23 protein-coding genes are annotated in these 24,353 nt (G+C 69.1%); 5 read left to right on the top strand and 18 right to left on the bottom strand.

Going from position 1 to position 24,353, the window contains the following annotated elements:
• Positions 1 to 20: 20 nt before the first annotated feature.
• Entirely contained in the window at positions 21 to 947 is a 927-nt protein-coding gene (locus CGUA_RS02160; RefSeq protein ID WP_290197257.1) for an AEC family transporter, read from the top strand.
• Here CGUA_RS02160 and CGUA_RS02155 read toward each other — a convergent pair.
• Entirely contained in the window at positions 944 to 1,297 is a 354-nt protein-coding gene (locus tag CGUA_RS02155; protein WP_290197256.1) for a DUF4229 domain-containing protein, read from the bottom strand. The two genes, CGUA_RS02160 and CGUA_RS02155, sit on opposite strands and share 4 nt — an antisense overlap.
• Before the next feature lie 100 nt (positions 1,298 to 1,397).
• Between CGUA_RS02155 and CGUA_RS02150 the strand changes: the two genes are divergently transcribed.
• Positions 1,398 to 1,667: a hypothetical protein gene (locus tag CGUA_RS02150; protein ID WP_290197255.1), complete on the top strand. Its 270-nt coding sequence runs from the start codon at positions 1,398 to 1,400 to the stop codon at positions 1,665 to 1,667.
• Here CGUA_RS02150 and CGUA_RS02145 read toward each other — a convergent pair.
• Complete coding sequence (locus CGUA_RS02145; protein ID WP_290198292.1) at positions 1,664 to 1,927, bottom strand: helix-turn-helix domain-containing protein; 264 nt, start codon at positions 1,925 to 1,927, stop codon at positions 1,664 to 1,666. The two genes, CGUA_RS02150 and CGUA_RS02145, sit on opposite strands and share 4 nt — an antisense overlap.
• A gap of 66 nt (positions 1,928 to 1,993) precedes the next feature.
• Between CGUA_RS02145 and CGUA_RS02140 the strand changes: the two genes are divergently transcribed.
• Positions 1,994 to 5,167, top strand: a complete 3,174-nt coding sequence (locus CGUA_RS02140; protein ID WP_290197254.1) for a beta-phosphoglucomutase family hydrolase — start codon at positions 1,994 to 1,996, stop codon at positions 5,165 to 5,167.
• Between the two features lie 76 nt (positions 5,168 to 5,243).
• On the opposite strand, the gene ccsB is transcribed toward CGUA_RS02140, so the two are convergent.
• The 6 genes from ccsB to hemL all read right to left on the bottom strand — a co-directional run bounded on the left by ccsB (position 5,244) and on the right by hemL (position 11,451).
• On the bottom strand, positions 5,244 to 6,290 hold the full coding sequence (gene ccsB, locus CGUA_RS02135; RefSeq protein WP_290197253.1) for a c-type cytochrome biogenesis protein CcsB: 1,047 nt from the start codon (positions 6,288 to 6,290) through the stop codon (positions 5,244 to 5,246).
• Positions 6,291 to 6,370: 80 nt separating this feature from the next.
• Entirely contained in the window at positions 6,371 to 7,984 is a 1,614-nt protein-coding gene (locus CGUA_RS02130; protein WP_374725058.1) for a cytochrome c biogenesis protein ResB, read from the bottom strand.
• Between the two features lie 73 nt (positions 7,985 to 8,057).
• The gene (locus CGUA_RS02125) at positions 8,058 to 8,873 is read right to left on the bottom strand and encodes a cytochrome c biogenesis CcdA family protein (protein WP_290197251.1); all 816 of its coding nucleotides are present in this window, start codon (positions 8,871 to 8,873) and stop codon (positions 8,058 to 8,060) included.
• A gap of 2 nt (positions 8,874 to 8,875) precedes the next feature.
• Positions 8,876 to 9,484, bottom strand: coding sequence for a TlpA disulfide reductase family protein (locus CGUA_RS02120; protein WP_290197250.1), 609 nt, complete (start codon positions 9,482 to 9,484; stop codon positions 8,876 to 8,878).
• A gap of 3 nt (positions 9,485 to 9,487) precedes the next feature.
• Positions 9,488 to 10,096 (bottom strand): histidine phosphatase family protein, encoded by a 609-nt coding sequence (locus CGUA_RS02115; protein WP_290197249.1) that lies wholly within the window; start codon positions 10,094 to 10,096, stop codon positions 9,488 to 9,490.
• 20 nt (positions 10,097 to 10,116) lie between these two features.
• Positions 10,117 to 11,451, bottom strand: coding sequence for a glutamate-1-semialdehyde 2,1-aminomutase (hemL, locus tag CGUA_RS02110; RefSeq protein ID WP_290197247.1), 1,335 nt, complete (start codon positions 11,449 to 11,451; stop codon positions 10,117 to 10,119).
• Between the two features lie 102 nt (positions 11,452 to 11,553).
• Here hemL and CGUA_RS02105 point away from each other — a divergent pair, with 102 nt between their 5' ends.
• Positions 11,554 to 12,399 (top strand): NAD(P)-dependent oxidoreductase, encoded by an 846-nt coding sequence (locus CGUA_RS02105; protein WP_290197245.1) that lies wholly within the window; start codon positions 11,554 to 11,556, stop codon positions 12,397 to 12,399.
• 23 nt (positions 12,400 to 12,422) lie between these two features.
• Here CGUA_RS02105 and CGUA_RS02100 read toward each other — a convergent pair whose 3' ends face one another.
• Genes CGUA_RS02100 through CGUA_RS02080 form a run of 5 tightly spaced genes read right to left on the bottom strand, consistent with a single transcriptional unit; the run spans position 12,423 to position 16,315 of the window.
• A complete protein-coding gene (locus CGUA_RS02100; protein ID WP_290197243.1) occupies positions 12,423 to 12,875 on the bottom strand; it encodes a hypothetical protein in 453 nt (150 codons plus the stop codon).
• Positions 12,876 to 13,355 (bottom strand): hypothetical protein, encoded by a 480-nt coding sequence (locus CGUA_RS02095; RefSeq protein WP_290197241.1) that lies wholly within the window; start codon positions 13,353 to 13,355, stop codon positions 12,876 to 12,878. It lies immediately after the preceding gene.
• A gap of 52 nt (positions 13,356 to 13,407) precedes the next feature.
• Complete coding sequence (locus CGUA_RS02090; RefSeq protein WP_290197239.1) at positions 13,408 to 14,790, bottom strand: protoporphyrinogen oxidase; 1,383 nt, start codon at positions 14,788 to 14,790, stop codon at positions 13,408 to 13,410.
• Complete coding sequence (gene hemE / locus CGUA_RS02085; protein WP_290197237.1) at positions 14,790 to 15,848, bottom strand: uroporphyrinogen decarboxylase; 1,059 nt, start codon at positions 15,846 to 15,848, stop codon at positions 14,790 to 14,792. The genes CGUA_RS02090 and hemE overlap by 1 nt, the downstream gene beginning before the upstream one ends.
• 44 nt (positions 15,849 to 15,892) lie before the next feature.
• Positions 15,893 to 16,315: an arsenate-mycothiol transferase ArsC gene (locus tag CGUA_RS02080; protein WP_290197235.1), complete on the bottom strand. Its 423-nt coding sequence runs from the start codon at positions 16,313 to 16,315 to the stop codon at positions 15,893 to 15,895.
• Between the two features lie 23 nt (positions 16,316 to 16,338).
• On the opposite strand from CGUA_RS02080, the gene CGUA_RS02075 reads away from it, so the two are divergent.
• Entirely contained in the window at positions 16,339 to 17,361 is a 1,023-nt protein-coding gene (locus CGUA_RS02075; protein WP_290197234.1) for an NAD(P)-binding domain-containing protein, read from the top strand.
• A 21-nt stretch (positions 17,362 to 17,382) separates the two neighbouring features.
• Here CGUA_RS02075 and CGUA_RS02070 read toward each other — a convergent pair whose 3' ends face one another.
• The 5 genes from CGUA_RS02070 to CGUA_RS02050 form a co-directional block, all read right to left on the bottom strand.
• The gene (locus CGUA_RS02070) at positions 17,383 to 19,977 is read right to left on the bottom strand and encodes a heavy metal translocating P-type ATPase (protein ID WP_290197232.1); all 2,595 of its coding nucleotides are present in this window, start codon (positions 19,975 to 19,977) and stop codon (positions 17,383 to 17,385) included.
• A 79-nt stretch (positions 19,978 to 20,056) separates the two neighbouring features.
• On the bottom strand, positions 20,057 to 20,557 hold the full coding sequence (locus tag CGUA_RS02065) for a hypothetical protein (protein ID WP_290197230.1): 501 nt from the start codon (positions 20,555 to 20,557) through the stop codon (positions 20,057 to 20,059).
• Positions 20,558 to 20,595: 38 nt separating this feature from the next.
• Entirely contained in the window at positions 20,596 to 21,216 is a 621-nt protein-coding gene (locus CGUA_RS02060; protein WP_290197228.1) for a hypothetical protein, read from the bottom strand.
• Positions 21,217 to 21,224: 8 nt separating this feature from the next.
• Positions 21,225 to 22,238, bottom strand: a complete 1,014-nt coding sequence (gene hemB / locus CGUA_RS02055; RefSeq protein ID WP_494337336.1) for a porphobilinogen synthase — start codon at positions 22,236 to 22,238, stop codon at positions 21,225 to 21,227.
• Positions 22,239 to 22,359: 121 nt separating this feature from the next.
• Positions 22,360 to 24,105: a bifunctional uroporphyrinogen-III C-methyltransferase/uroporphyrinogen-III synthase gene (locus tag CGUA_RS02050; RefSeq protein WP_290197226.1), complete on the bottom strand. Its 1,746-nt coding sequence runs from the start codon at positions 24,103 to 24,105 to the stop codon at positions 22,360 to 22,362.
• Between the last annotated feature and the right edge of the window lie 248 nt (positions 24,106 to 24,353).

Genomic DNA, 24,353 nt, shown 5'->3' with positions numbered 1-24,353 from the left:
CTGAGAGGCGGGATTCTCCCTTGTTAGACGTCATCACCGGCTTCGCCATCGTCTTCGCGGTCATCGCCGTCGGCTGGCTGCTGTCCAAGCGCGGCGTGATCGGCGAGGGCGAGCAGCGGATCATGTTCAACCGGGTGGCGTTCTACGCGGCCAGCCCGGCACTGATCTTCTCCAGCGTCGTCGTGGCCGACCCTGACAACTTCCTCTCCCCCGTCGTGCTGGTGATCAGCGCCGCGACGGTGCTGACCTCGCTGGTCTACGTCGTCGCCTCGCGCCTCTTCTTCCGGATGGACGTCCCGAAGACCACCATGGGCGCGTCGGCCTCGAGTTACTACAACTCGGTCAACATCGGCCTGCCGGTCTCGCTCTACGTGCTCGGCGACGCCACCCACGTCGTGCCCACCCTGGTGGTCCAGATGGGCCTGTTCACCCCGATCATCCTCGGTTTCCTGGGCTCGGATTCCGGCCAGGGCTCGACGCGCCGGCGCGTCCTCACCAGCATCCGCACGGCGATGACCTCCCCGGTGGTGCTCGCCGCGCTGGGCGGCATGCTCATCGCCTACCTGGGGTGGACGGTGCCGGCGCCAATCCTCGCGCCACTGCAGATTCTGGGCGGGGCCTCGGTCCCGATGATTCTCATGAGTTTCGGCGCCTCGCTGACCGTGGGCGGCATCCTGGCCTCGGACCGGGTCGCGACGGTGGTCTCGACCGCGCTCAAGGTGGCCGGCATGCCGCTGATCGCCTGGTTGCTGTGCGGGCTCTTCGACGTCTCCCCCGAGCTGACCTACATGGCGGTCATCCTGTCCGCGCTGCCCACGGCGCAGAACATCTACAACTACGCCGCCACCTACCGGCGGGGCGAGGTCATCGCCCGCGACACCGTCTTCCTGACGACCTTCCTGTCGATGCCGGCGATGCTGATGGTCGCCTTCCTGCTCGGCGGCTAGCGGGATTCCAGCTCGCTGCGGACCCACTGCTTGCGGGCCTTGCGTTGGGCGTCCCAGGCGGCGACGGCGGCGTTGGCCTCCAGGCGCATCTTCGGGAAGATCAGCATCGAGAGCGGGAACGCCACGATCAGGGCGAGCAGGGCACTCATCACCACCGGCACCGGGGCGCCGATGAGCCCGGCGAGCGCCGCGATGACGACGGTCAGCGCGACGAACAGCCCCAGGCGCGCCAGACCGTACTTGAGGGCGGCGCGGTTGGCCCGCTTGCGGACCTCCGGATCCAGCTCCGGCGGCTGAGCGGCGGCTCCGGCCGGCTGGGACGGGTTCGGGGTCTGGTCGTTGTTAGTCACAAGTGGCGATCCTACCCATCACCCCGTCAATCGAAAGTCGCAACCCTGGCGGGAGTAGACTGGTGGGTCAACACGCGACAAGGGAAGGTGATGTCACCCCATGGGACGAGTACTGCTTCTCATCCTCATCATCGTGGCGGTGATCCTGCTGTGGAAGGCCTTCGGCCCGGGCACCTGGAACCGCCAGAACCGGAGTTCCGCCCCCGAACAGCCCGCCATCAAGGGTCCCGACGACGACGAGGATTTCCTCTGGCGCCTGGAAAAGGACGCCTTCAAGCAGCGCCGGGAGAAGGAGGCCCAGGAGCGGGCCGCCCGCGAAGAGGAGGAACGTCGGCGCCGCCGCGAAGAACGCGGCGAACCCGAGGCTTAGTCCCCGGCGGTCCCGTCGGCGTCGACCAGCACCCAGTCCAGGTGCAGCACCTCGGCAACCGCCAGGACCTTCTCCCAGCGCACGCCGGTGCCGCCACGCTCGATCGTGTGCAGAGTTGAGCGGGAGACTCCGGCCTCCTCGGCGACGTCCTGCTGACGACGGCCGAGTTCCCGACGGCGATCGGCTAGTCGCGCGCCGAGCGCCTGCAGCCGCGGATCATCGCTGGCTGGCTTGCCCGGCTTGTTGCGCGGGCTCGACATCGTTTTTTTGACAGGCTCCACGTTTCGCAGTCTACCGCTGTCGGGGGCTTTGTTTAGCCTGTACTTATGAACCAGATCCCGGAACCTTCAGCCGAGACCCTCACTTCCGCCCGCCGGGTGGAACCGGACGCGGTCATTTTCGACATGGATGGTGTGGTCACGGACACATCCGCCGTGCACGCGCGGGCGTGGAAGACACTCTTCGACGAGGCCCTCCCCTCCCTCGCCCCCGCGGGAGCCCAGCCCCGGCCCTTCGACGTCACCTTCGACTACCGCACCCACGTGGACGGCAAAACACGCGAGGACGGGGTGCGTGATTTTCTCCTCTCCCGCGACGTCGTGGTCGAGGAGACGACCGTCGACGAACTGGCCGCCAGGAAGCAGGGCTACTTCGACGCCGCGCTGGCGGCCGACGGGGTCCGGGTCTTCCAGGACACCGTTGCGCTCATCCGCCGCCTCCGCGAGGCCGGCCTGCCCATCGGCCTGGTCACCGCCTCCCGCAACAGCGAGGCCGTGCTCGGCGCCGGCGGCATCCTCGACCTCTTCGACGTGCGCGTCGACGGCAACACCGCCCGCGACCACCGGCTGGCGGGCAAGCCGGCCCCGGACATGTTTCTCCGGGCCGCCACCGCCCTCGGGGCGAGCCCGCACAACACGGTCGTCGTCGAGGACTCCACCAGCGGCGTGGCGGCCGCGTTCGCGGGAAAATTCGGCCTCATCCTCGGCGTCCTCCGGGACAAGGACACCGCCGGCGACGCCCTCTACGACGCCGGTGCGGACCGCCTGCTGCGCGACCTGGCCACGATCGACCTGCGCCTGGGCTGGTCGGACAAGCTCGACGTCCCCTCGACCCACCTGCTCGCGTACGACTCCCCCGACCCCGAGAAGGAGGGGGAGCGCGAGGCGGCCCTGGGCACCGGCAACGGCTACTGGGGCACCCGCGCTGCCGTACCGGGCACCGTCGACGACGGCGTCCACTACCCCGGCTCCTACCTGGCCGGGGTGTACAACCGCGTGCTCTCCGACCTCACCGACACCGCCGGCGCCGTGGCCGAGACCGAGCACCTGGTGAACACCCCGGACTGGACCTGGGTGCGCATCACCGACGCCGACGGCCACGCGCTGCTGCCTTCCGCGGACGAGATCCTGGATGAGCGCCAGGAACTGGACCTGCGTACCGGCGTCTCGCGGCGCACCACGGTGCGCCGGGCGCCGGACGGGCGCATCACCACCGTCTCGACCCACCACCTGCATTCCCTGGCCGACGCCCACACCGCCGCCCTGCGGGTGGAGGTCATCCCCGAAAACTGGTCCGGCGAGGTCACCGTGCACTCGGCGATCAACGGTGACGTGCGCAACCGCAACGTCGAGGACGATCACGCGCTGGAGACCCGCCACCTGTCGGTCCCGGCGATCCACCACGTCGACGACACCGCCGTCGTCCTGGAGACCCGGACGCTCCAGTCCGACGTCGACGTCGCCGTCGGCACGCGCACCTGGGTCTCCGGCGGCGGGGATCCCGCCCGCGCCGACGGCCCCCGCCTGGCCGGCGACGTCTGGCGGACCCCGGCCCGCGCGGGCGAGCCGCTCTACGTCGACAAGCTCGCCGTCGCCGTCACCTCCCGCGACCCCGCCCTGTCCACCCCGCTTCTCGACGCCACCAAACGTCTCGAGCGCACCGGGTCCGTCGCCGAGGTCGCCGCCGCCTCCGCCGCGGCGTGGAGCAAGCTCTGGAACGTCTTCAACGTCCAGCTCGAGGCCGGGCGAACCAACCACCGGGCGCTGACCTTCAACACCTTCCACGTCCTGCAGAACACCGCGCTGGCCTCCCGCGACCTCGACGCCGGCACCCCGGCCCGGGGCCTGCAGGGCGAGGGCTACCGCGGACACGTCTTCTGGGACGAGCTGTTCGTGTACCCGACCCTGAGCCTGCGCCAGCCCGCGCTCACCCGCGCCCTGCTGATGTACCGCTATCGTCGCCTCGACGAGGCACGCCACGCCGCCCTGCTGGAAGGCGGCCAGGGTGCGCGTTTCCCCTGGCAGTCCGGCTCGGACGGCCGCGAGGAGACGCCCTCGCAGCTGTACAACCCGATGACCGGGGAGTGGATGCCCGACAACTCCCACAACCAGTACCACGTGGGTCTCGACGTGGCCTACGCCGTCTGGCAGTACTACAAGGCCACCGGCGACCAGGCGTTCCTCACCGACCACGGTGCGGAACTGCTCATCGAGGTCGCGCGCTTTTTCGTGACCAGGGCCGTCTACGACGAGAAGGCCGACCGCTACTCGCTGCACGGGATCATGGGCCCGGACGAGTTCCACGACGGCTACCCGGACGCCCCGGGCCAGGGCCTGCGCGACAACGCCTACACCAACGTCCTGACCTCACGGATCCTCAATTGCGCCGGGGAGGCGCTGCGGCTGCTCGACCCGCACGACAGCGAGGCCCTGCGCTCCCGCCTGGGTCTCAGCGACACCGAGGTGGAGACCTGGGACCATATTTCCCGTCGCCTGCGGCTGGTGTTCCACACGGACGGAGTCCTCAGCCAGTTCGACGGTTACGAGGAACTGGAGGAACTCGACTGGGAGGGCTACCACGAGAAATACGGCGACATCGGCCGGATGGACCTTATCCTCGCGGCCGAGGGCGACAGCCCGAACCGCTACAAGGTGTCCAAGCAGGCGGACGTGCTCATGCTCTTCTACCTCTTCTCCGGGGATGAGCTCGGCGCGGTGCTGGCACGGATGGGCTACCGGATGACCAGGAAGCAGATCGCGGACACCATCGACTACTATGTCGAGCGCACCACCCACGGATCCACGCTCAGCGAGTTCATCCACGCCTGGGCGTACTCCCGCCACGACCTCGACAGGTCATGGGAGCTCTACCAGCAGGCGCTCGTGGCCGACCTCGACAACGAGCAAGGGTCCTCGACGTCCGAGGGCATCCACCTCGGTGTCATGAGCGGCACCGTCGACATGCTCATGCGCGCCTACTCCGGGCTCCAGATCCGCGGCGACGACGTGGTCCTCGACCCGAACCTGCCGCGGGCCGTGCCGGAGGTCGGCTTCCAGATTCATTTCCTCGGCCAGCCGCTTCAGGTGCGGATCACCCAGGACGAGGTGACGCTGCATCTGCACGCCCGGGCGCTGACGCCGTTGGACGTGGTCGTGCGCGGGGTGCATCATCGGCTCAATCCGGGCGATCAGTGGGTGGCGTCGCTGCCGGTGCGGGAGTAGGCCGGGAACTCCCCGGAAACGCAGCGGAGGCGCACCATGGCGGGTGACCACCGCGGTGCGCCTCCGGTGGGGTGCGTCAGTTCAGTCCGGCGTAGGAGTGCAGGCCGGACACGACCAGGTTGATGAAGAAGAGGTTGAAGATCATCGAAGCCAGGCCGACGATGTTGATCAGCGCCGCCTTCCAGTTCTTCCAGCCGGCCGTCGCACGGGCGTGGAGGTAGGCGGCGTAGAGGATCCAGGTGATCAGGGAGACGGTCTCCTTGGGGTCCCAGCCCCAGAATCGGCCCCAGGCGGCCTCGGCCCAGATGGCGCCGAGCAGGATGCCCACGCCGAAGGTGGGCAGCGTGACGATCGCGGCGCGGTAGGCCAGCGCGTCGAGCTTCTTGGCGGTCGGCAGCGGTTTGGCCAGCGCCCCGAAGAACCCCTTCTCCTGGCCGGGGGCCTGCCAGATGCGCAGCAGGTAGAGCAGCGACGCAACGCCGGAGACGATGCCGATGGAGGCGCCGATCGCGACGGTGCTGACGTGGATGGGCAGCCAGTTGGACTGCAGCGCCGGGACGACCGGGGCGGACTCTGCGTAGAGTTCGGTGCCGCCGTAGAACATCAGGGCGAGCATCGGGGTCAGCACCCACGGCCACAGCGAACGCCAGGACCGGCGCTGCAGCGCGACGGCGGCGGCGATCATGACGCCCAGGGAGATGCCGAGCATGTACTCGTAGAGGTTGCCGAGCGGGAAGCGCTCGGTCGCCACGCCGCGCAGCACCCAGGAGGTGGCGTGCAGGAGGATGCCGACCCAGACCAGGGCCTGCGTCATGCCGGAAAGTTTGTCGGCGCGGGCCTCCCGCCCGGCCAGCTCGCCGTCGCTGAGCTGCTCGTCGTTGGCGTCGCTTGCCGACGCCGGAACGCCGTCGTCGACCAGCGTCGAGCCCGCGTCACCGACGGCGACCCGCTGCGCGACGGAGGCCTCCGCGGGGCGGGTGGCGCGCTCGCGGCGGGCGTCGATGATGCCCTGCATCTTCCCGTAGAAGAACAGCGACACGAACAGCGCCACCACGTAGATGACGAACGCCGACTGGAACGCGATGTCGGAGTAGTTCGAAAGGGTCTGGTTAACAGGCAACATGAATGACTAGGTCCTCGTTCTTAAGGATGATTCGTTCCGTGACGCTACCCCCTCCCCGGGAGGTTGGGCAATAGCCGGGTCTAGCGGGAGACCCCCACGTTGATGATGTCGTCGTCGACGAGCCCGTCCTCCTCGACCTCGTCGGCGTCGGGCAGCTCGAGGATGCCGCGGGCGATCCTGTCGAACTCCGGGCCCCAGCCGGCGCGGTCGGTGCGGGCGAGGCCACCGAGCTCGACGCGGGTGGTCCCGTCGGCGAGCTGCTCGAGGCGGATGAAGATGCGGCGGCGCTTGATCACCAGGGAACCCACCAGGGATCCGAGCATCACCAGCGTGGAGACGAGCACCCAGTTCTGGAAGGGGTCGTGGGAGATCTGGTAGTTCGCGAACTCCGCGGCCCCGTCAAAGGTGACGGTCGTGCCGTCGTCGAGCGTGACGGACTCCCCCTTCTCCAGGTTGACGCGCTCGATGCGCTGCAGCTGGCCGGAGTGGATGAGTGAGGGGTCGAGCTCGAAGATGGACTGGCCGCGGCCGGTGTCCAGGCCCGCGTCGCCGCGGTAGACGTCGATGGCCACGGCCGGGTCCCGCATCGCGGGGTAACCGGACTGCAGCAGCTCACCGTTGTCACCGGCCCACTCGGCCGTCGGCGCGAACAACCCCTGGATGGCGATCTGGTTCTGGCGACGCTCGTAGAGGTCCGGGTACATGCCGGCCGGCGGATCAAAGCGCATGACGCCAGAGGAGAGGAAGAAGGTCGGGTCGGTCGGCTGCCACTGCAGCATCTGGGTCCGGGACTCGCCGTCCGGCCAGGTGACGGTGAACTGCGGGGCGAAACCGTGGCCCTGGAGGTAGACGCGGTCGCCGGCGATGCGCAGCGGGTGGTTGACCTGCAGCTGGTAGTCCGTCCAGGTCTCCGGATCGCTCGTGACGTCCTCGCCCAGCGCGTAGGAGATGTCGGAGGTGAACATCTCGGCCTGGCCATTCGCCAGGTAGTCGGCGTAGAAGTTGTGCGCGACGAAGCAGAACGGGGTCAGGCCGGTGCCATCGAAGAGCGCGCCGGCGCGGAAGGAGTCGAAGTTCGACGTGGAGGTGTTGCAGAACTCCTTCGACTGGTTGACCGGCAACGCGGACTCCGCCTGGGACTCGGTGACCACGATCGTGTGGCCCTCGTAGTAGACGATGCGGCCGGCGACCATGGTCAGCATCATCGCCACCAGGGCCAGGTGGAAGATGAGGTTCGCCAGCTCACGGCCGTAACCGCGCTCCGCGGAGATGGAGTAGACGCCCGCGCGGTCCTCCGCCGCGCTCGTCTCCTTGACGTGCCAGCGCTTGAGCTGGCCCAGGGTGGTGGCACGGACCTCGGCGAAGGAGTGCTCGACGGTCCCCTCCATGTGCAGGGGCAGGCGGTGCAGGTACTTCGGGGCCTTCGTCGGCGGGGTGCGGTACGCCTTCCAGTGGTCGACGGAGCGCGGGATGATGCAGCCGATCAGCGAGATGATCAGCAGGACGAAGATGGCGACGAACCAGGGCGACTGGAAGACGTCGAAAAGCATGAGCTTGTCGTAGATCTCCGCCAGTCGGCCGTTGTTGGCGAGATAGTCGTTGACGTTCGTCTCGTTGAGACTGCGCTGCGGCAGCAGCGCCCCCGGGATGGCCGCCAGCGCCAGCAGGAACAGCAGCGCCAGGGCGGTGCGCATGCTGGTCAGCCAGTGCCACGATTTCTTGAGCAGGGAGGTGACGGTCTTCACGTGGGTAGTTCTCCGAACGTCGCTAGATGATTGTGGTGCCGAAATCGACCGTCAGCATGCGGGCCCAGCCGATGAAGTAGTTCCAGGCGCCCGACAGCAGCAGCACGCCCACGACGATCATGGCGACGCCGCCGAGGATCTGGATCGTGCGGGAGTGACGCCGCAGGAAGCCGATGGAGGTCATCGCCCAGTTCGCGCCCATGGCCACCAGCAGGAACGGCAGGCCCAGGCCCAGGCAGTAGCCGATGATGAGGATGACGCCGCGGACGGCGGTCATGCCCTCGGTGCCGGCGGAGACCGAGATGATCGCCGCCAGGGTGGGGCCGAGGCACGGCGTCCAGCCGAGGGCGAAGACGCCGCCGAGCAGCGGGGCGCCCAGCCAGGAGGTCCACTTCTTCGGCTGCAGGCGAGTGTCGCGCTGCAGCGCCGGGACCATCCCGATGAACACCAGGCCCATGATGATGGTGACGACGCCACCCAGACGCATCAGGGTGCCCGTGTTCAGGGACAACATGCTGATGAATCCGAAGGCGGTGACCGTCAGCAGGACGAAGACGACGGTGAAGCCGAGGATGAACAGGCCCGCGGCGCCGACGACGGCCCACTGGCGTTTCCTGGCCACGACCACGCCGTGTTCCTTGTCCATGGCCATCTCCCCGCCGACGATGCCGGTCAGGTAGGACATGTAGCCCGGCACCAGCGGCACGACGCAGGGCGACGCGAAGGAGACGAGGCCGGCCAGCGCCGCCGCGAGAATGCCGATGAGCAGCGGCCCGGACACGGCCGCGTCAGCGAAAGCCCCGCCGACGTCCGACTGGGCCAGAAGGAGGGTGTCCACGCTTAAGCCTGTTCCTCAAGGACGGGGCGGACCGCGTCCATGATCTCGTCGAAGGTCACGGCCTGGAGGAAAACGGTGGCCGGACGGTGCTGGCGATCCAGCACGATGGTGGTGGGGATGACCGAGGTCGGCACACCGCCCAGCGCGAGGGCGGACTTGAAGGGCGGATCGTAGACCGAGGGGTAGGTCACGCCGTTGTCGGTCTTGAAGTCCTGGGCGATCTCCGGCTGGTAGTCGCGGACGTTGATGCCCAGCACCGTGCCGCCCTGCTTCTGCAGTTCCTCGTGCGCCAGCTGCAGGTCGTCGACCTCGGCGCGACAGGGGGCGCACCACTGTCCCCAGGCGTTGAGGACCACGACCTGGCCGGCGAAATCGGAGAGTTGGATCTCCTGCGTCTGGTCCATCAGCGAGGGCCCGCCGAAGTTGCCGACCGGCTGCCGCTCCGACTCCTCGTAGCGGATGATCGTCTCACCGCCGGGCGAGTGGAACTGGAAGGTGCCGCCCACGGCCACGGCGTTCTGGGAAGCGCCCTCCTCCTGCGCGCAAGCGGCCAGGAAGGTGGCCGAGCCCGCCAGCGTCAGCCCGAGAAAGCTACGGCGATTCAGCTGCATCTCTTAAAGATCCTTCGCGGGCTCGGAGTACTTGATCTCCGTGAGGGTGTCGTCCTGGAAGATCAGCGAACTGACGCTGGCCAGGTCGCACTGGCGATCCAGCGGGCTGTGCGGCAGCCGCATCTCACGGACCGCGCGCTGGACGATGACGATCGGCAGCTGGTGGCTGACCAGGATCGCTTCGTGGCCCTCCGCCTGGGCGCGGGCGCGGGCGATGGCGTCGCGCATGCGGGCGAGGATCTCCTCGTAGGGCTCGCCCCAGCTCGGCAGGTTGGGGTTGGTCATCAGCTGCCACCGGATCGGGTTCCACAGCTGGGAACGCCAGCCCTTGGTGCGCAGGCCCTCGTAGTGGTTCCAGGACTCGATGAGATCCTCGTCGGTCTCCACCTGCAGCCCGGTGACCTCGGCGAAGGGTTCGGCCGTCTCCTGGGCGCGGGTCAGGGGGCTGGCCGCCAAGTAGGTGACGTCGTGGCCGGTGAAGGCCGCGGCGGTGCGGGCGGCCTGGCTGCGGCCGCGGGAGGAGAGATGGTACTCCGGGAGCCGGCCGTAGAGGATCTGGCCTGGGTTGTGGACCTCACCGTGCCGGACAAGGTGAACGATGGTGGTGCTCAAGACTGTGGTGTCCTATCTGATTACTGGCCCGAGGTGGCTGCCGCGGCTGCACGTGCGGCCGGGGCCAGCGCGCGCTCGATCAGTTCGAAATCATCGTCCGTCAGCGCGGTGGAGACAAACCAGGTCTCGAACGCGCTCGCCGGCGGGTAGACGCCGCTGTCGAGCAGCGCGTGGAAGAACGGGGCGTAGCGCCAGGTGTCGGCGGCCTTCATGTCGGCGAAGTCATGTCCGGCGCCCTCGGCGAAGCGGACGGAGAACATCGAGGAGGCGCGCTGGATGTGGTGCGCGACGCCCTCCTTCGTCAGCGCCTCGGAGATCAGGCCGGTGAGCCGGTCGGCGTTGGCCTGCAGTACCGGGTAGATGTCCTCGTCGGCCAGCGTCAGCGACGCCAGCCCCGCGGCCATGGCGACCGGGTTTCCGGAGAGCGTGCCCGCCTGGTACACGGGGCCGTTGGGGGCGAGGTGGTCCATGATGTCGGCGCGGCCGCCGAAGGCCGCCGCCGGCAGGCCACCGGAGACGACCTTGCCGAAGGTGGTGAGGTCGGCGGCGACGCCGTCGACCCCGTACCAGCCCTGGTAGGACGTGCGGAAACCGGTCATGACCTCGTCGAGGATGAGCAGCGCCCCGTCGGCGTGGGCGATCTCCTTGAGCGCGGCGTTGAAGCCCTCGGCCGGGGCGACGGTGCCCATGTTGCCGGCGGCGGCCTCGGAGATGATCGCGGCGATCTCCCCCGGATGCTCGGCGAAGGCCTGCCTCACGGCGACCAGGTCGTTGTAGGGGACGACGATGGTGTCGGCCGCCGAGGCGCCGGTCACGCCCGGGGAGTCCGGGAGGGCGAAGGTGGCCACGCCCGAGCCGGCTGAGGCGAGCAGGGAGTCGACGTGGCCGTGGTAGCAGCCGTCGAACTTGAGGATCTTCGAACGGCCGGTGAAGCCGCGGGCCAGGCGCACCGCGGACATGGTCGCCTCGGTGCCGGAGTTGACCAGTCGGACCTGTTCGACGGAGGTGCGGTCGATGATGGCCTGGGCCAGGTCGATCTCCGCCTCGGTCGGCGCCCCGAAGGACAAGCCCTTGTCGATCGCCGCGTGCACCGCGTCGCGGATCTCCGCCCGCGCGTTGCCGTTGATCATCGGGCCCCAGGAGTTCACCAGGTCGACGTAGGTGTTGCCGTCGACGTCGTGAAGCTTCGAGCCCTGCGCGGACTCGATGAAGCGGGCCTGCCCGCCGACCGACCCGAACGCGCGGACCGGGGAGTTGACGCCGCCAGGGATGACGGCACGGGCGCGCTCATGAAGTTCAGCGGAACGCGCGGTGTTCTGGGACGTCGGGGTCTGCCTGGGGGTCTGCTCAGTCATGCGGAACATTGTAGGTAATGAATCCGGGGTAATCCATACGGTTGATATGGCGGGGGCAATCACTTCTGGCGACTTCCGATCCGTTGGTCCACCATGGACGGCATGAAGATTGCATTCCTGGGCCTCGGCCGCATGGGCACGGAACTCGCCCTCCATCTCATCGCCGGCCACGACCTGACCGTCTGGAACCGTTCGAAGGACAAGACCGTCCCGCTTGCCGACGCCGGCGCCACCGTCGCCGACACCCCGGCCGCCGCGGTCGCCGACGCCGACCTGGTGATCACCTCACTGTTCGGCCCGGAGGCCGTCCGCGAGACCGTCGTCGAACCGGGACTCATCCCCGAGGGCGTGACCTGGGCGGACTCCACCACCATCTCGCCCGACGACGCCCGGGAGTTCGCCGCCGCCGTCGACGGCTTCGTCCACATCCCGGTCGTCGGCACGCTGGGCCCGGCCCGCGCCGGCGGCCTCGGCGTCTACGTCGGATCCCCCGACGCGACCCGGCGCCAGCTCGTCGCCGACGTCGTCACCCCCTGGACCGCCAAGAACCCCGACCGCCTCAAACAGGTCGACACCGCCGCCAAGGCCGCGACCGGCAAGCTGCTGGCCAACCTCGCCCTCGCCGTGACCGTCCAGGGCGTGACCGAAGCGCTGCACCTGGGTGCGGCGGAGGGCGTGGCTGAGGCGGAGGTCCTCGACATGCTCGACTGGACCGGCCTGGAGTTCATGAAGAACATGAAGACCCCGTTCATTCTCGGGGAGCGCTCGACCTCCCCGGGCGATTTCACCGTCGACGCCATTGCCAAGGACGCGGGGCTGATGCTCGACACCGCCGAGGAGGAGCTGCCCGGCGTGGCCGCCGCCCTCGCCTCCCTGCGTGCGCAGCAGGAGGCGGGGCGCGGCGAGCACGACTTCTCGGCGGCGGTGGTCTACCGCGGTGAGGCCTAGCCGCCTCAGGCGGCTCAGGCGGCTCAGGCGATGAACACCTGCATCCCCGGCCCGTCGCAGCGCACCACGTCGACGTCGCGGGCGCAGGAGAACGTCTCCGCTCCCCCGGTCGACGGCAGGTAGACGTTGATGCGGCGTTCGGTCCGGCCGTCGTGCCCGAAGCCACGGATGAACTCGTCCCGGACCAGCTGCGCGTCCCCCTCCGGGATGTCGCCGGTGGTCCAGATCGAGTTGAGGTCGCCGGGCGGTTCATCGTTGACCACCGTGGCGGAGGGGGCCACACCCTCGCGGGCGGTGAATCCCTCGGTTTCGGTGACGGTCGCGGGGATGCCCGCCACTTCGGTGGTCACGACGGTCGTGGTCACCACCGGTGGCCCGCCCAGGGGCATGCCGGGGGCGCGCAGAATCAGCAGGAGAACCGCCGCCACCAGGATCGCGAGCACCGCGATGACGGCGCCTCGACGTGACGCGCCCATCTACCGGGCGCGCCGGCGGGCCCGACGCTCCTCGCCCTCCTTGGCGGGGGCGTCGGCCCTCTCGAGTTCGTCCTCGGACGCGACCTGGCGAGCCAGGGCGGTGCGGGACTGGGCGGAGAGAATCATGGCGGCCGCGGCGGCGACCAGGCCGGCGATGGCCACGGTGTTTGGCCAGCCGGTGCCCAGCCCCCCGTAGAGACCGAGGCCGGCGCTGATCGCGCTGAGGATGGACATCAGCAGCAGGACGGTGACGATCCAGCGCTTGGAGGTGTCCATCCACGCGATCGGGTACACCGTCAGGGCCGCGAGGATCAGCAGCACCAGCGGGACGATGACGTTGGGCTCCCACCTGTTCATCAGTGCGACGAACAGGCCCACGACGATGAGGACGGCGATGATGAGGCCCGCCAGCTGCGAGCGGCGCACGGCCTTGATGATGCGGTCCGCCCGCTGCGGGTCGACCTGAGGGTGTGAGCTCATACAGCGCAGGCTACCTAGATGTGTGCCGGAGCACACAACTGCCGGGGGTGGGCTACCCCACCAGACGGGCGACGGCCGCGTGCGCGTCGGCGATGACGGCGGGAATGCCGACGCCGCCGGCCCAGGCGCCGGTGACCTCCAGCCCGTCCACCTCGGCGATGAGCTCGCGGACGCGGGCGACGGTGGCCAGGTGGTTCTCGTCGTAGCGGGGCAGGCCACCGAACCAGCGCTGGGTGTAGATCTCGGACAGCCCCGCCTCCCGGCCGTCGAAGCCGGTGATGGTCTTGAGGTCGTCGAGCGCCCAGTCGACGAGGTCGTCCTCGTCGGCGCGGGTGATCTCGTCCTCACCGAAGCGGCCGAAGGAGGCGCGCACCAGGGCGCCGCCCTGATGCGCCAGGTGCGGCCACTTCTTGGAGGAGAAGGTGAACGCCTTCACCTTGACGCCGTCCTGGTCGGTGGCGATGAGCACGCCGGAGTTGTCCGGGAGCCCCTCCTCGCTGTCGAACTTCATGCCGACGACCACGGAGTTGGCCAGTTTGACGGACTTGAGCGTCTCGCCGGCCTCGGGGGCCAGCGACTTCAGCAGCAGCGCGGTCGTCGGGGCGGGGGTGGCCAGGACGAGCTTGTCGTAGGGCGCCTCGGCGCCCGTGAACATGAAGCCGTCCTCGTCACGCGTGATGGCGGAGACGAAGACGTCGAGGTAGATGTCGGCGCCGGACTGCTCGGCGAGTTCCTCGTAGAGCTGGGCGAAGCCGCCGGCGAAGGCGCCGAAGACCGGGTCGGCGGAGCTGGGCGCCTTGGAACGGGCGAACTCGCAGCTGCGCACGGCCCCGGAGAGGGTGACCTTCTGCCCCTTCTTCGCCAGGATGTCCAGGGCGTCGGCGAGCTCGGGGATGGTGGCGCGCAGGCCCAGGTCATCGGCGGTGCAGGAGTACACGCCGCCGAGCAGGGCGGAGACGCTGCGGTCGACGACCTCGTCGCCGTAACGCTCGCGGACGAGCTTGCCGACGTTGACGTCACCGCCGATTTTCCAGTCGATGGGCTCGGCGTCGCCTTCGGCGTCGATGCGCGCGGCGGTCTCCGGGGACACCAGGTGCGCCACGGCCTCGGAGGAGCCCGGGATGCCCATGACGCCGCCGGTGGGGAGGGTGGTCGCCTGATCACCGGAGTACAGGATGGAGCGCAGGCCGGACGGGTGGACGATGCTTTCACCCAGGTCGAGGCTCTGGAAGAAGTCGACGGCGTCCTGGCGGCGGAAGAGGAAGCCCTCCGCGCCCATGTCGACGCGGCCGGATTCGAACGGCACGGTCAGCAGCTTGCCGCCGATGCGGTCGGTCGCCTCGAAGACGTCGATGGTGGCGTCGGCGTCGGCGCGCCGGATTTCCAGTGCCGTGGTCAGTCCTGCCAGACCTGCTCCGATGATGGCGTAACGCATTAGTCCTCCTCGTGGATGATGCGGACGGCCTCGGTGATGGCGTCCGCGTCGGTGTTCGGCATGACGCCGTGTCCAAGGTTGAAGATGTGTCCGGTGGCGTGCCCGGCCTCGATGGCGCGGGCGGCCTCGGCCTTGATGCGGGCGACCTCGGAGCGGATGACGCCCGGGCCGGCGAAGAGCATCGCCGGGTCGAGGTTGCCCTGCAGGACCTTCGGTCCGTTGAGGGCGTGGATACGCTCGGCGGCGACGTCGAGCGGGACGCGCCAGTCGACGCCGACCACCTCGGAACCGGCCTCGCCCATGGCGGCGAGCAGTTCGCCGGTGCCCACCCCGAAGTGGATGCGCGGGATGACCCCGTCGACCTCCTTGAGGATTTCCACCGAATACGGCAGGACGAACTCGCGGTAGTCCTTCTCGGTGAGGAACCCGGCCCAGGAGTCGAAGAGCTGCATGGCGTCGATGCCGGCCTCGACCTGGGTCTTGAGGAAGGCGGTGATGGTCGGGACCAGGCGGCGCATCAGCGCGTGCCAGGTCTCCGGCTCGGCGTGCATCATGGCCTTGGTCTTCTCGTGGTTCTTCGAGGGCCCGCCCTCGATGAGGTAGCTGGCCAGGGTGAAGGGGGCGCCGACGAAGCCGATGAGGGCCTGCTTGCCGGTGAGCTCGTCGAGGATGATGCGGATGCCCTCGGCGACCTCGGTGACGTGGTGGTCGAGGATCGGCAGGTTGTCGACGTCCGCGCGGGTGGTGATGGCCTGGTCCATGACCGGGCCACGGCCCGGCACGATCTCGACGCCGACGCCGGCGGCCTTGAGGGGCACGACGATGTCGGAAAAGAGGATGGCGGCGTCCACGTCGTGGCGGCGCACCGGCTGCAGGGTGATCTCCGCGAGCAGTTCCGGCATGAAGCAGGAGTCGAGCATGGGGATGCCTTCGCGGGCCTTCTTGTATTCGGGCAGCGAACGGCCGGCCTGGCGCATGAACCAGACCGGGGTGCGGGTGGGCTTCTTACCGGCGGCGGCGTCCAGGATGGGAGCGCCTTCAAGCTGTCGACGAGTCATAGCAATCGATTATGGCCCAAAAGTTGTAGGGGGTGTGAACGGGGCTAGTCGGCGAGCTCCCTGAGCAGCGTCTCGACACGGCCCTGAATGTCGTCCCTGAGCAGGCGCATCCGCTCCATCCCCTCGATGCCGTCCCTGGAGGGCTCGACGGTGTCCCAGACCTCGAGGGCGCCGCGGGCGTCGGCGGGCAGCTCAACCTGGGCGGAGGTTCCGAGGACGACGACACGGTCGACGGTGGCGAGCAGTTCAGGGTCAATGGGCTTGGGGTGGTCGGCGGTCATGTCCGCGCCGACCTCGGCGACGGCCTCGGCGGATTCGGTGTTCATGCCCTCACCCGGGTCGGTGCCCGCGGAGTGGACGTCAACGTTGAGGTCATTGTCGCGGGCGAACTTGCTGGCCAGCGCGGCTGCCATGCGGGACTTTCCCTTGTTGGAAACACAGACGAAGAGGACGGAAGGAGTGCTCATGTCCTCCAGGATAGGCTGAAAGCGTGACCCACGACTGCATCATCATCGGCGCCGGCCAGGCCGGTCTCGCGTCGGCTTTCTATCTTCGCAGGCAGGGCGTCGAACCCCTGCTTCTCGACGCCCAGGCCTCACCCGGCGGCGCCTGGCTGCACGTGTGGCCGTCGATGACCCTCTTTTCCACGGCCGATTTCTCCAACCTGCCGGGCATGGCGATGCCCGCTTACCGGGGCTTCCCGTCGGCCAGCCACGTGGTGGACTACTTCACCCGCTACGAACGACGCTACGGCTTCGACGTCCGGCGCCCGGTGCGCGTCGGCTGCGTCACCCACGACGGCTCGGAGTTCACCGTGGAGACCGACTCCGGGACCTTCACCGCCCGTACCGTCGTCGCCGCCACCGGCACGTGGGAGACCCCGTTCATCCCCTACTACCCCGGCTCCCTCGCCCGTCCGGGAGGGGACGTCCGGCAGTGGCATTCCGCCGTCTACCCGGGCCTCGCGCCCTTCCGCGGCGCGCGCGTCGCCGTGGTCGGGGCCGCCAACTCCGCCGCCCAGATCGCTGCGGAGCTCACGCTCGACGAGGCCGTCGGCGAGGTCACCTGGTACACCCGCTCCGCGCCGCGCTGGATGCCCGACGACGTCGACGGCCGGGTCCTGTTCCAGCGCAACAGCGTGCGCGCCCTGGCCATCCTCCGCGGGGAGGCGGACCCGGGCAACGACACCGAGCTCGGCGACATCGTCATGCTCCCCGCCGTCCGCCAGGCCCGTGACTCCGGCGCGCTGCGGGCCACGCCGATGTTCACCTCGCTCGACGAGGTCGACGCTGACCACCTGATCTGGTGCACCGGCTTCCGTCCCGCACTGGGCCCCGTGCGCGGGCTTCTCGACGCCCGACGCTCGCCCACCGTCGGCGGGCTTTTCCTGGTCGGATACGGCGACTGGGTCGGGCCGGGCGCCGCCACCATCGTGGGGGTCTCACCCGTCGCCCGCGCCGCCGCCGAATCCGTGGCCGCCTTCCTCCGCGCCGACGCCGCCGAACGACGCTGAGCGTTGTTCGCCGTGGCCGGTTCAGAAGCGCCGGACGCGGTTGGACTGCGCCTCGATGAACACCGAGGAGCCCAGCATCAGCACCGTCGCGGCCATCGGATGCAGCAGACCCGCCATCGAGGCGAGGAGCGCGACGATGTTGTAGGACCACGCGAACAGGATGTTGCGATCGATGATCCGGCAGACCCGGCGCGCCAGGTTGAGCATCTGCGGCACCGCTGAGACGTCGTGGCGCAGGATCACCACGTCCACGCCGTGATCGGAGTTGTGCCGGGCGGTGATGCTCTCCCCGTGCACGAGGTTGAGAGTCTCGGTCGGCCCCATGAGCACCCCGACGTCGGCCACCCGGATGGTGTCGAGCACCGACTCGTCGCCCACCATCGCCACCGTCGCGCCACGGGTGCGGACGCTGCGCACCGCGTGCGGCTTGCGGCCGGGCGCGACGCCGGCCAGGACGTAGTCCAGTCCGAGGCGGTCGGCGAAGCGCCGGGCCACGGGATAGGCGTCGCGGGAGAGCATCATCGTCTCGAGCCCGAGCTCCTCGAGGTCGTCGATTGCCGCCGGGGCGTCCGTGCGGATCGTGTCCGTCAGCGTGATCACGCCCCGGTCGCGCCCCCGCCACCGCACCACCAGCGGCGTGCCACCGGCGGCGACCGCCCGGGACAGGCGCCCCGTCGGCAGCTCAGACATCGTGCGGGGACGCCACAGCACCGCCTCCACCGGACGCGTGGCCAGCGTCCCCGCCTCGTCGGCCAGCGGCAATTCGACCAGGCCGGTGAAGGAACCGTCCTCGGTGATCTCCACCCGGCTGGCCTGGATGAAATGCGGCACGACGGACTGGTCCTCGGTCCCGCGGTCACGGGACTCCCGCGCCGCGTGGACGATGGCCTGGGAGACCGGATGATCGGAGTCGATGACGAGCGCGCCCGCGACCCGCAGAAGAAGCTCCGGGTTCTCCCCCTCTGCGGCGGTGACGTCCTGGACCACCATCTGGTCCTCGGTAAGGGTGCCGAGACGGTTGAACATCACCGTGTCCACGGAATCCAGCTGCCGAATGACGCGCCCGTCACGCAGCATGATGCCGTGCCTCGCCGAGGCCTCAATGCCGTGGCGCACCGCCAGCGCCGTCGACAGGGCCAGCGCCACCGGGGCGACCGAGGCGAGCACCGCCAGCGCCGTCGCGAAGGAGGCGTTGAGGTTGCCGGTGATCATCCACCAGAGGGCGAAGTCCACCAGCGCCAGGGTCAGGGCGGTCGGGATCAGCAGCGCGGCAGTACGGGTCGAGAGCATCGTCGCCCGGTTCTGGTGGTGCGTCGCGGCCGCCACCCAGCGGCGGGTCGCCGCCATGCGGGTGCCGTGCCCGGTACGGGCGACGCGCACCTTGATCCGGCCCTCGACGTTGCGCGTGCCGGCGAACACCGGTGAACCCGGGTTGACCTCGTCCCCCGGTTTCTCGGTGCCGCCCACCGCGCCCGGGGCGATGACCGCGGCGCCGCCGATCACGGAGCCGTCCACCGGGATCACCTCACCCGCCTCCACGATGACGTCATCGCCGACGTTGACCTCCTGGAGGGGCAGGGTCTCGTAGGGGTCGTTCGGGCTGGTCCGGCCGCGCCGGGCCACCTTGACCAGGGAATGCGGGTCGGGACGGCGGGCGTCGATGAGATCCAGGATGCTGGCCCGCGACCGCATCGTCATCAACCTGCCTAAGAGCAGCAGGATGGTCATGCCGCAGGCGACGTCGAGGAAGAGCTCCCCCTCATAGATGGTGCTGTGCTGGATGGCGAACCATTTCGGCCGGGACGTCCATCCGACCGCGCCCGCCTCGGTGAAAATGAGCATGCTCAGGGACCAGAGGTAGGCGGCCACAATCGCGACCGTGCTCGCACCGTCCAGCGCGGTCAGCCCGCGCCGGACGCCCCCGACCAGGGCCCGGTGGAAGGGCCAGGCGCTCCACACGACCACCGGGGCGGCCATGACGACCGCGGCCCACTGCCACCACGGGAACTGCCAGTCCGGGTTGTAGCTGATCACGATAATCGGGAGGCCGAACAGGAGCGCCACATACAGGCGGGCGCGGGTGACGAGGTCCCGGGAGGTGAAGAGCACGTCCTCGGGTTCCTCCTCGTGGGGGGAACGTCCCACCTCGCCCGGCTCATCGTCGAAGAAACCGGCCGCGCGGGCACGCTCCGCGGCCCTGTCCTCCTCCTCCTGCTGACGGCGCAGCCGCCAGGACGGCCGGGTCAGTTTGCTGCGGCGGCGCTGGCTGCGGCGGCGTCGGCCACGGCTGCGCGAATCATGCAGATAACGGTCCGCGGAGGTCTCCGTCATTGTCGCAGTGACCCCGAACTGTGCGAACACGGCGGCGATCTGCCCCGGCGCCACGATGGAGGGCGCGGAGATCCAGGCGGTGTGCTTCGGGAAGACGATACGGACGCGGACGCCCGAGATGGCGTGCAGCGCGTCCTCGATCTCCTCGATGTCCGGCGCCGCCTCCAGGCCCTCGAGGTCGAAAGTGTAGGAGACGTTGGGCAGTTCGGCGGCGTCGGCGTCGCGGTCGTCGAGAAGCAACTGCGACGAGGCCACTGACCCGGTGCCCGGGCGGCTGGTGACCACAGGGCCACCTCCTTCATGGTTGACCGGACCTGTTGTGCACCCGTGATCCTACAACCACGACGGCCGCGGGCTCGAGGGTTCAGGCGTTACGGCGTGCCTCCCACTCTCGATCCATGAAGGCGTTCGAGGAGGGGCGGAACAGCAGGAGCAGGGCCAGGACCAGCAGAACGAGGATGAGGATGCCCGCGAACCCGGTGACGTTGAGGAGGAAGGAGATGAGGTTGAGCATGCTGGTCAGGGTGATCACCGCCGCCAGCCAGCGACGGGCCAGCTTGTGGCCGGTACGCAGCTGGGCCGCCAGCAGCGCCAGGATGACCGCCGCAGTGATGTTCCACACGGCGGTGAAGCGCAGGTTGAACATGTAGGACTGGATGTAGGCGTAGTCGGCGTCCGGATTACCGGGGAATCCGCCGGTGAGCTGAACAAGTCCGGTGGCAATCATGAGGACCGCGGTCCCCAGGATCAGCAGGAAGCCCCAGCGCAGCTGGACCGGCCAGCTCCCGTCCTCCGGGAGAACGACGCGACGTCGCCTGTTCGGGTCGTTGGGGTCCGGCCGGTAGGAGGGGTAGGTGCTGCTCATGAGGGAAGTCCTTGGGTGGTGCGGGAGGGCCCGGGGGCTTATCGGGATGTCGGTGGACGCGGCCCCCGGGGGCCGGGCGGCAACGACATCTTCTCCTTGCGGTTCGGGTCAATCCAGTTCAGGGTGTCCTGTTTGGAGGCGAAGACCAGGCCGGTCACCGCGGCGACGGCGGCGACGATCTGCAGCGAGCCGTCCACCAGGAACAGGGAGTCGGGGACGGCGGAACCGGCCGGGGACAACGCGAACACGGTGATGCCCTGCAACGCGAAGTAGATGCTGAACACCAGCCAGAGGTGGCGCGCGGAACCGGCGTGCCTGCTCCGCTTGTTGATGGCCAGCAGACCCCAGGTCAGCAGACCGAGGATGAGCAGGTTGATCAGCGTCATGATGACCACGGAGCCGATGACGCTGCCCTGGATCATTTCGGTGGTGACCTCCTCGACGTCGCGCGCGTCCGCGGTTTCCCGGGCGGCGGCCTTCAGTCCGGAGGGGTCGATGATCAGCATGATCACGTTGAACACCAGGTGGATCAGCTGCAGGGCGACCGTCGCGGCCCACAGCTGCACCGCCAGACGGACCGTTTCCGGCCGGCCCAGCGGATCCTTCCGCTGCTTCTGGTCGCCGGTTTTAGTGTCGCCGGTTTTATTGTCGTCAGTCACGGGAGAGCTCAACGGGCGAGGGCCTTTGCTGCGTCGACGGCGAAGTAGGTCAGGATCTGGTCGGCGCCCGCGCGCTTGATGGAGATCAACGACTCCATCATGACGGCGTCCAGGTCGACCCAGCCGTTACGGCCGGCCGCCTGGAGCATCGCGTACTCGCCGGAGACCTGGTAGGCGGCCACGGGGACGGAGGAGAGCTGGGCGACCTCGCTGAGCACGTCCAGATACGGCATCGCCGGCTTGACCATGACGAAGTCCGCCCCCTCCTCGATGTCGAGCTCGACCTCCAGGAGGGACTCCCGGAGGTTGGCGGGGTCCTGCTGGTAGGTGCGGCGATCGCCCTGCAGGGAGGAGCCGACGGCCTCTCGGAAGGGACCGAAGAAGGCGGAGGCGTACTTGGCGGAGTAGGCCATGATGGCCACGTCGTCGAAACCGGCGGCGTCGAGCGCCTCGCGGATGGCCAGGACCTGGCCGTCCATCATGCCGGAGGGGCTGACGATATGGGCGCCGGCCTCGGCCTGGGCCACGGCCATCTGCTGGTAGAGCGGCAGGGTGGCGTCGTTGTCCACGACGGTCTCGCCGTAGCGGTCGGTGCTGAGCACCCCGCAGTGGCCGTGGTCGGTGAACTCGTCCAGACAGGTGTCCGCCATGATGATGGCGTCGTTGCCGAACTCGGAGCGCAGCGCGCTGAGCGCCCGGTTGAGGACCCCGTCCGGATCCCAGGCCGGGGAACCCGTGGCGTCCTTGTCGGAGTCGAGCGGGACGCCGAAAATGTCGAAGCAGCGGACGCCGGCGGCCAGGCCCTCCTCGACGGCCGACTTCAGTGAATCGAGGGTGTGCTGGTGCACGCCCGGCATGGAGGAGATCTCCCTGGCCTCACTCAGCCCGTCCGCGAAGAACATCGGCAGGATGAGGTCCGCGGGTCGCAGGCTGGTCTCGGACACCATGTCACGCATGGCCGGGGTGGTGCGCAGACGGCGGGGACGACGGGCCGGGATCGGCGTGAAATCTGGGGTGGTCACGACAAAGGGGTCCTTCCGACGGATCTGGTCGCTTGAGGTGTTCAAGCCTTGACCCCCATCATAAGGACCCCGGCCGACACGGACTTCGCCGGAGCGACGAAGCGGTCGTCGATAAGCCGTCTTAGGCGCTGTCCGCCTGCGGTTCCATCGTCTCCGCCGCCGCCTCGGTCGGCTTGCGCCGTGCCCGCCGCTTCTTCTTCGGCGGCGGCAGCTGGCCGGTGGCGCGCAGCTGGGCGACGTGCTCGGCCAGCGCGTCCACCAGGCTGGGGACGTCGGCGACCTCGGGCATGACGTCGACGCGCAGGCCCATCTCGCGAGCCGTTTCCGCCGTCATCGGGCCGATGGCGGCGATGATGGTGCGCTGGTGGGGTTTGCCGGCGATACCCACCAGGTTCTTCACCGTCGACGAGGAGGTGAAGCAGACCGCGTCGAAACCGCCGGTCTTGATCTGGTCCCGGACCTCGGCCGCCGGCGGGGCGGCGCGGACGGTGCGGTAGGCGACGACGTCGTCGACCTCCCAGTCCTTGTCCATGAGGCCGTCGACGAGCACGTCGGTGGCGATGTCGGCGCGCGGCAGCAGGACCCGGCCGACCGGGTCGAGCTCCTCGACGTACTCCGGGAAGACCTTGACCAGGCCCGCGGCGTTCTGCTCGGTCGGGCGCGGCAGCAGCTCGGGGTGCAGCCCCAGGGCGCGCAGCTCATCGGCGGTCTTCGTGCCCACCGCGGCGATGTGGACGCCGGCGAAGGCACGGGCGTCGAGGCCGAGTTCGTGGAGCTTGTCCCACACGGCGGTCACGGCGTTGACCGAGGTGAAGACAATCCACTGGTAGCGGCCCTCGACGATGCCCTTGATCGCGCGGTCCATCTGCGCCGGGTTGCGCGGCGGTTCCACGGAGATGGTCGGGACGGACTGCGGGATGGCGCCGTACCCGGAGAGGCGGGCACTCATCGACGCGGCCTGCTCCTTGGTGCGCGGGACCAGCACGCGCCAGCCGTACAGAGGGCGGTTTTCCCACCAGGAGTACTTGGTGCGCTCATCGACGCCCTTGCCCAGGGTGACGACGAGGTGGCCCGGCAGTTCGGCGTCGAGCTTGGCCAGGGTGCCGAGCGTGACGTCGTGGGTGCGCTGCAGACGGGTCGTGCCGTTGGTGGTGACCGACGCCGGGGTGCTCGCGGACAGGCCGCGGGCCTGCAGCTCGGTCGCAACGACCGGCAGGTCCTCGGCGGTGGCCTGCAGCACCAGCGGCTGCGGGCCGGCGGCGAGCTGATCCCAGTCGACGTTGCCGCCGGAGACGTCGGTCTCGGTGTAGGTCGAGCCCAGCGCGATGCCGGCGAAGGACGGGACGGTCGACGGCAGGGACATCCCCGGCACGATCTGGAACTCCAGACCGGCGGCGGCCACGGCGCTGATCTCGGCCATGACGGAGTCGCTGGTCAGCGGGTTTCCGGAGACCAGGCGGACGACGTAGCCTTCGCCGGCCTCCCCCCGCTCCCACGCCTCGGCGACGTCGGCCTGGCCCTGCTTGAGCTGCTCGACCACGGCGGCCGGTTCACGGTCGGTGACGATGCGGATCTCCCCCGCGCTCGGCCCCTCGGGACGCGGCGGTTTGCGACGGGCACCCGCGTCCTTGGCCTCGGCGCACATGCGCTCGTATTCCTCGTTCGCCGCCTCCAGCTTGGACGCAGGAACCGGGAGACTCTCGCCGACGATGTCCCGGACTCCGGCCAACACGTCCGCGTCGGTCAGGGCGATGACGTTGTTGGCGAGGACCTCACGGGCGCGGACGGTCAACAGGTCGGGGTTTCCCGGACCGGCGCCGACGAAGACGATCCTCCCCGGCTGGGGAGTCTGTGGTGCCTGGCTCATTCGGTTCTTTTCTAAGGTCGAAACTCTGGTCAATATGTCATCACAGGTCGCGCCCCAACAGGGCACGGCTGGAGTGGCGCACATGGGCACCGGATGGTGGAGCGTTTCCGCTATCCACACAGAAAGTCTGCCAAGCTAGCGTGTGACCTCCACTTTTGCACTAGCTGGGGCCGGTCGCACACCGGGCAGACCTCATGTGATAGTTACACCCTAATTTAGGATGGCCACAAAAGAAAAACACGTCATTT

This window comes from Corynebacterium guangdongense (assembly GCF_030408915.1).
Classification (GTDB): domain Bacteria; phylum Actinomycetota; class Actinomycetes; order Mycobacteriales; family Mycobacteriaceae; genus Corynebacterium; species Corynebacterium guangdongense.
Note: the sequence above shows the minus strand (reverse complement) of the source record. Positions and strands in the feature narration are given on the sequence as shown.

Coding starts and splice junctions, on each gene's coding strand:
- CGUA_RS02150 (WP_290197255.1), top strand. CDS start 1,398: ATGGGACGAGTACTGCTTCTCATCCTCATCATCGTGGCGGTGATCCTG.
- CGUA_RS02145 (WP_290198292.1), bottom strand. CDS start 1,927: ATGTCGAGCCCGCGCAACAAGCCGGGCAAGCCAGCCAGCGATGATCCG.
- CGUA_RS02140 (WP_290197254.1), top strand. CDS start 1,994: ATGAACCAGATCCCGGAACCTTCAGCCGAGACCCTCACTTCCGCCCGC.
- ccsB (WP_290197253.1), bottom strand. CDS start 6,290: ATGTTGCCTGTTAACCAGACCCTTTCGAACTACTCCGACATCGCGTTC.
- CGUA_RS02130 (WP_374725058.1), bottom strand. CDS start 7,984: ATGCGCACCGCCCTGGCGCTGCTGTTCCTGCTGGCGCTGGCGGCCATC.
- CGUA_RS02120 (WP_290197250.1), bottom strand. CDS start 9,484: ATGCAGCTGAATCGCCGTAGCTTTCTCGGGCTGACGCTGGCGGGCTCG.
- hemL (WP_290197247.1), bottom strand. CDS start 11,451: ATGACTGAGCAGACCCCCAGGCAGACCCCGACGTCCCAGAACACCGCG.
- CGUA_RS02105 (WP_290197245.1), top strand. CDS start 11,554: ATGAAGATTGCATTCCTGGGCCTCGGCCGCATGGGCACGGAACTCGCC.
- CGUA_RS02100 (WP_290197243.1), bottom strand. CDS start 12,875: ATGGGCGCGTCACGTCGAGGCGCCGTCATCGCGGTGCTCGCGATCCTG.
- CGUA_RS02095 (WP_290197241.1), bottom strand. CDS start 13,355: ATGAGCTCACACCCTCAGGTCGACCCGCAGCGGGCGGACCGCATCATC.
- CGUA_RS02090 (WP_290197239.1), bottom strand. CDS start 14,790: ATGCGTTACGCCATCATCGGAGCAGGTCTGGCAGGACTGACCACGGCA.
- hemE (WP_290197237.1), bottom strand. CDS start 15,848: ATGACTCGTCGACAGCTTGAAGGCGCTCCCATCCTGGACGCCGCCGCC.
- CGUA_RS02080 (WP_290197235.1), bottom strand. CDS start 16,315: ATGAGCACTCCTTCCGTCCTCTTCGTCTGTGTTTCCAACAAGGGAAAG.
- CGUA_RS02065 (WP_290197230.1), bottom strand. CDS start 20,557: ATGAGCAGCACCTACCCCTCCTACCGGCCGGACCCCAACGACCCGAAC.
- CGUA_RS02050 (WP_290197226.1), bottom strand. CDS start 24,105: ATGAGCCAGGCACCACAGACTCCCCAGCCGGGGAGGATCGTCTTCGTC.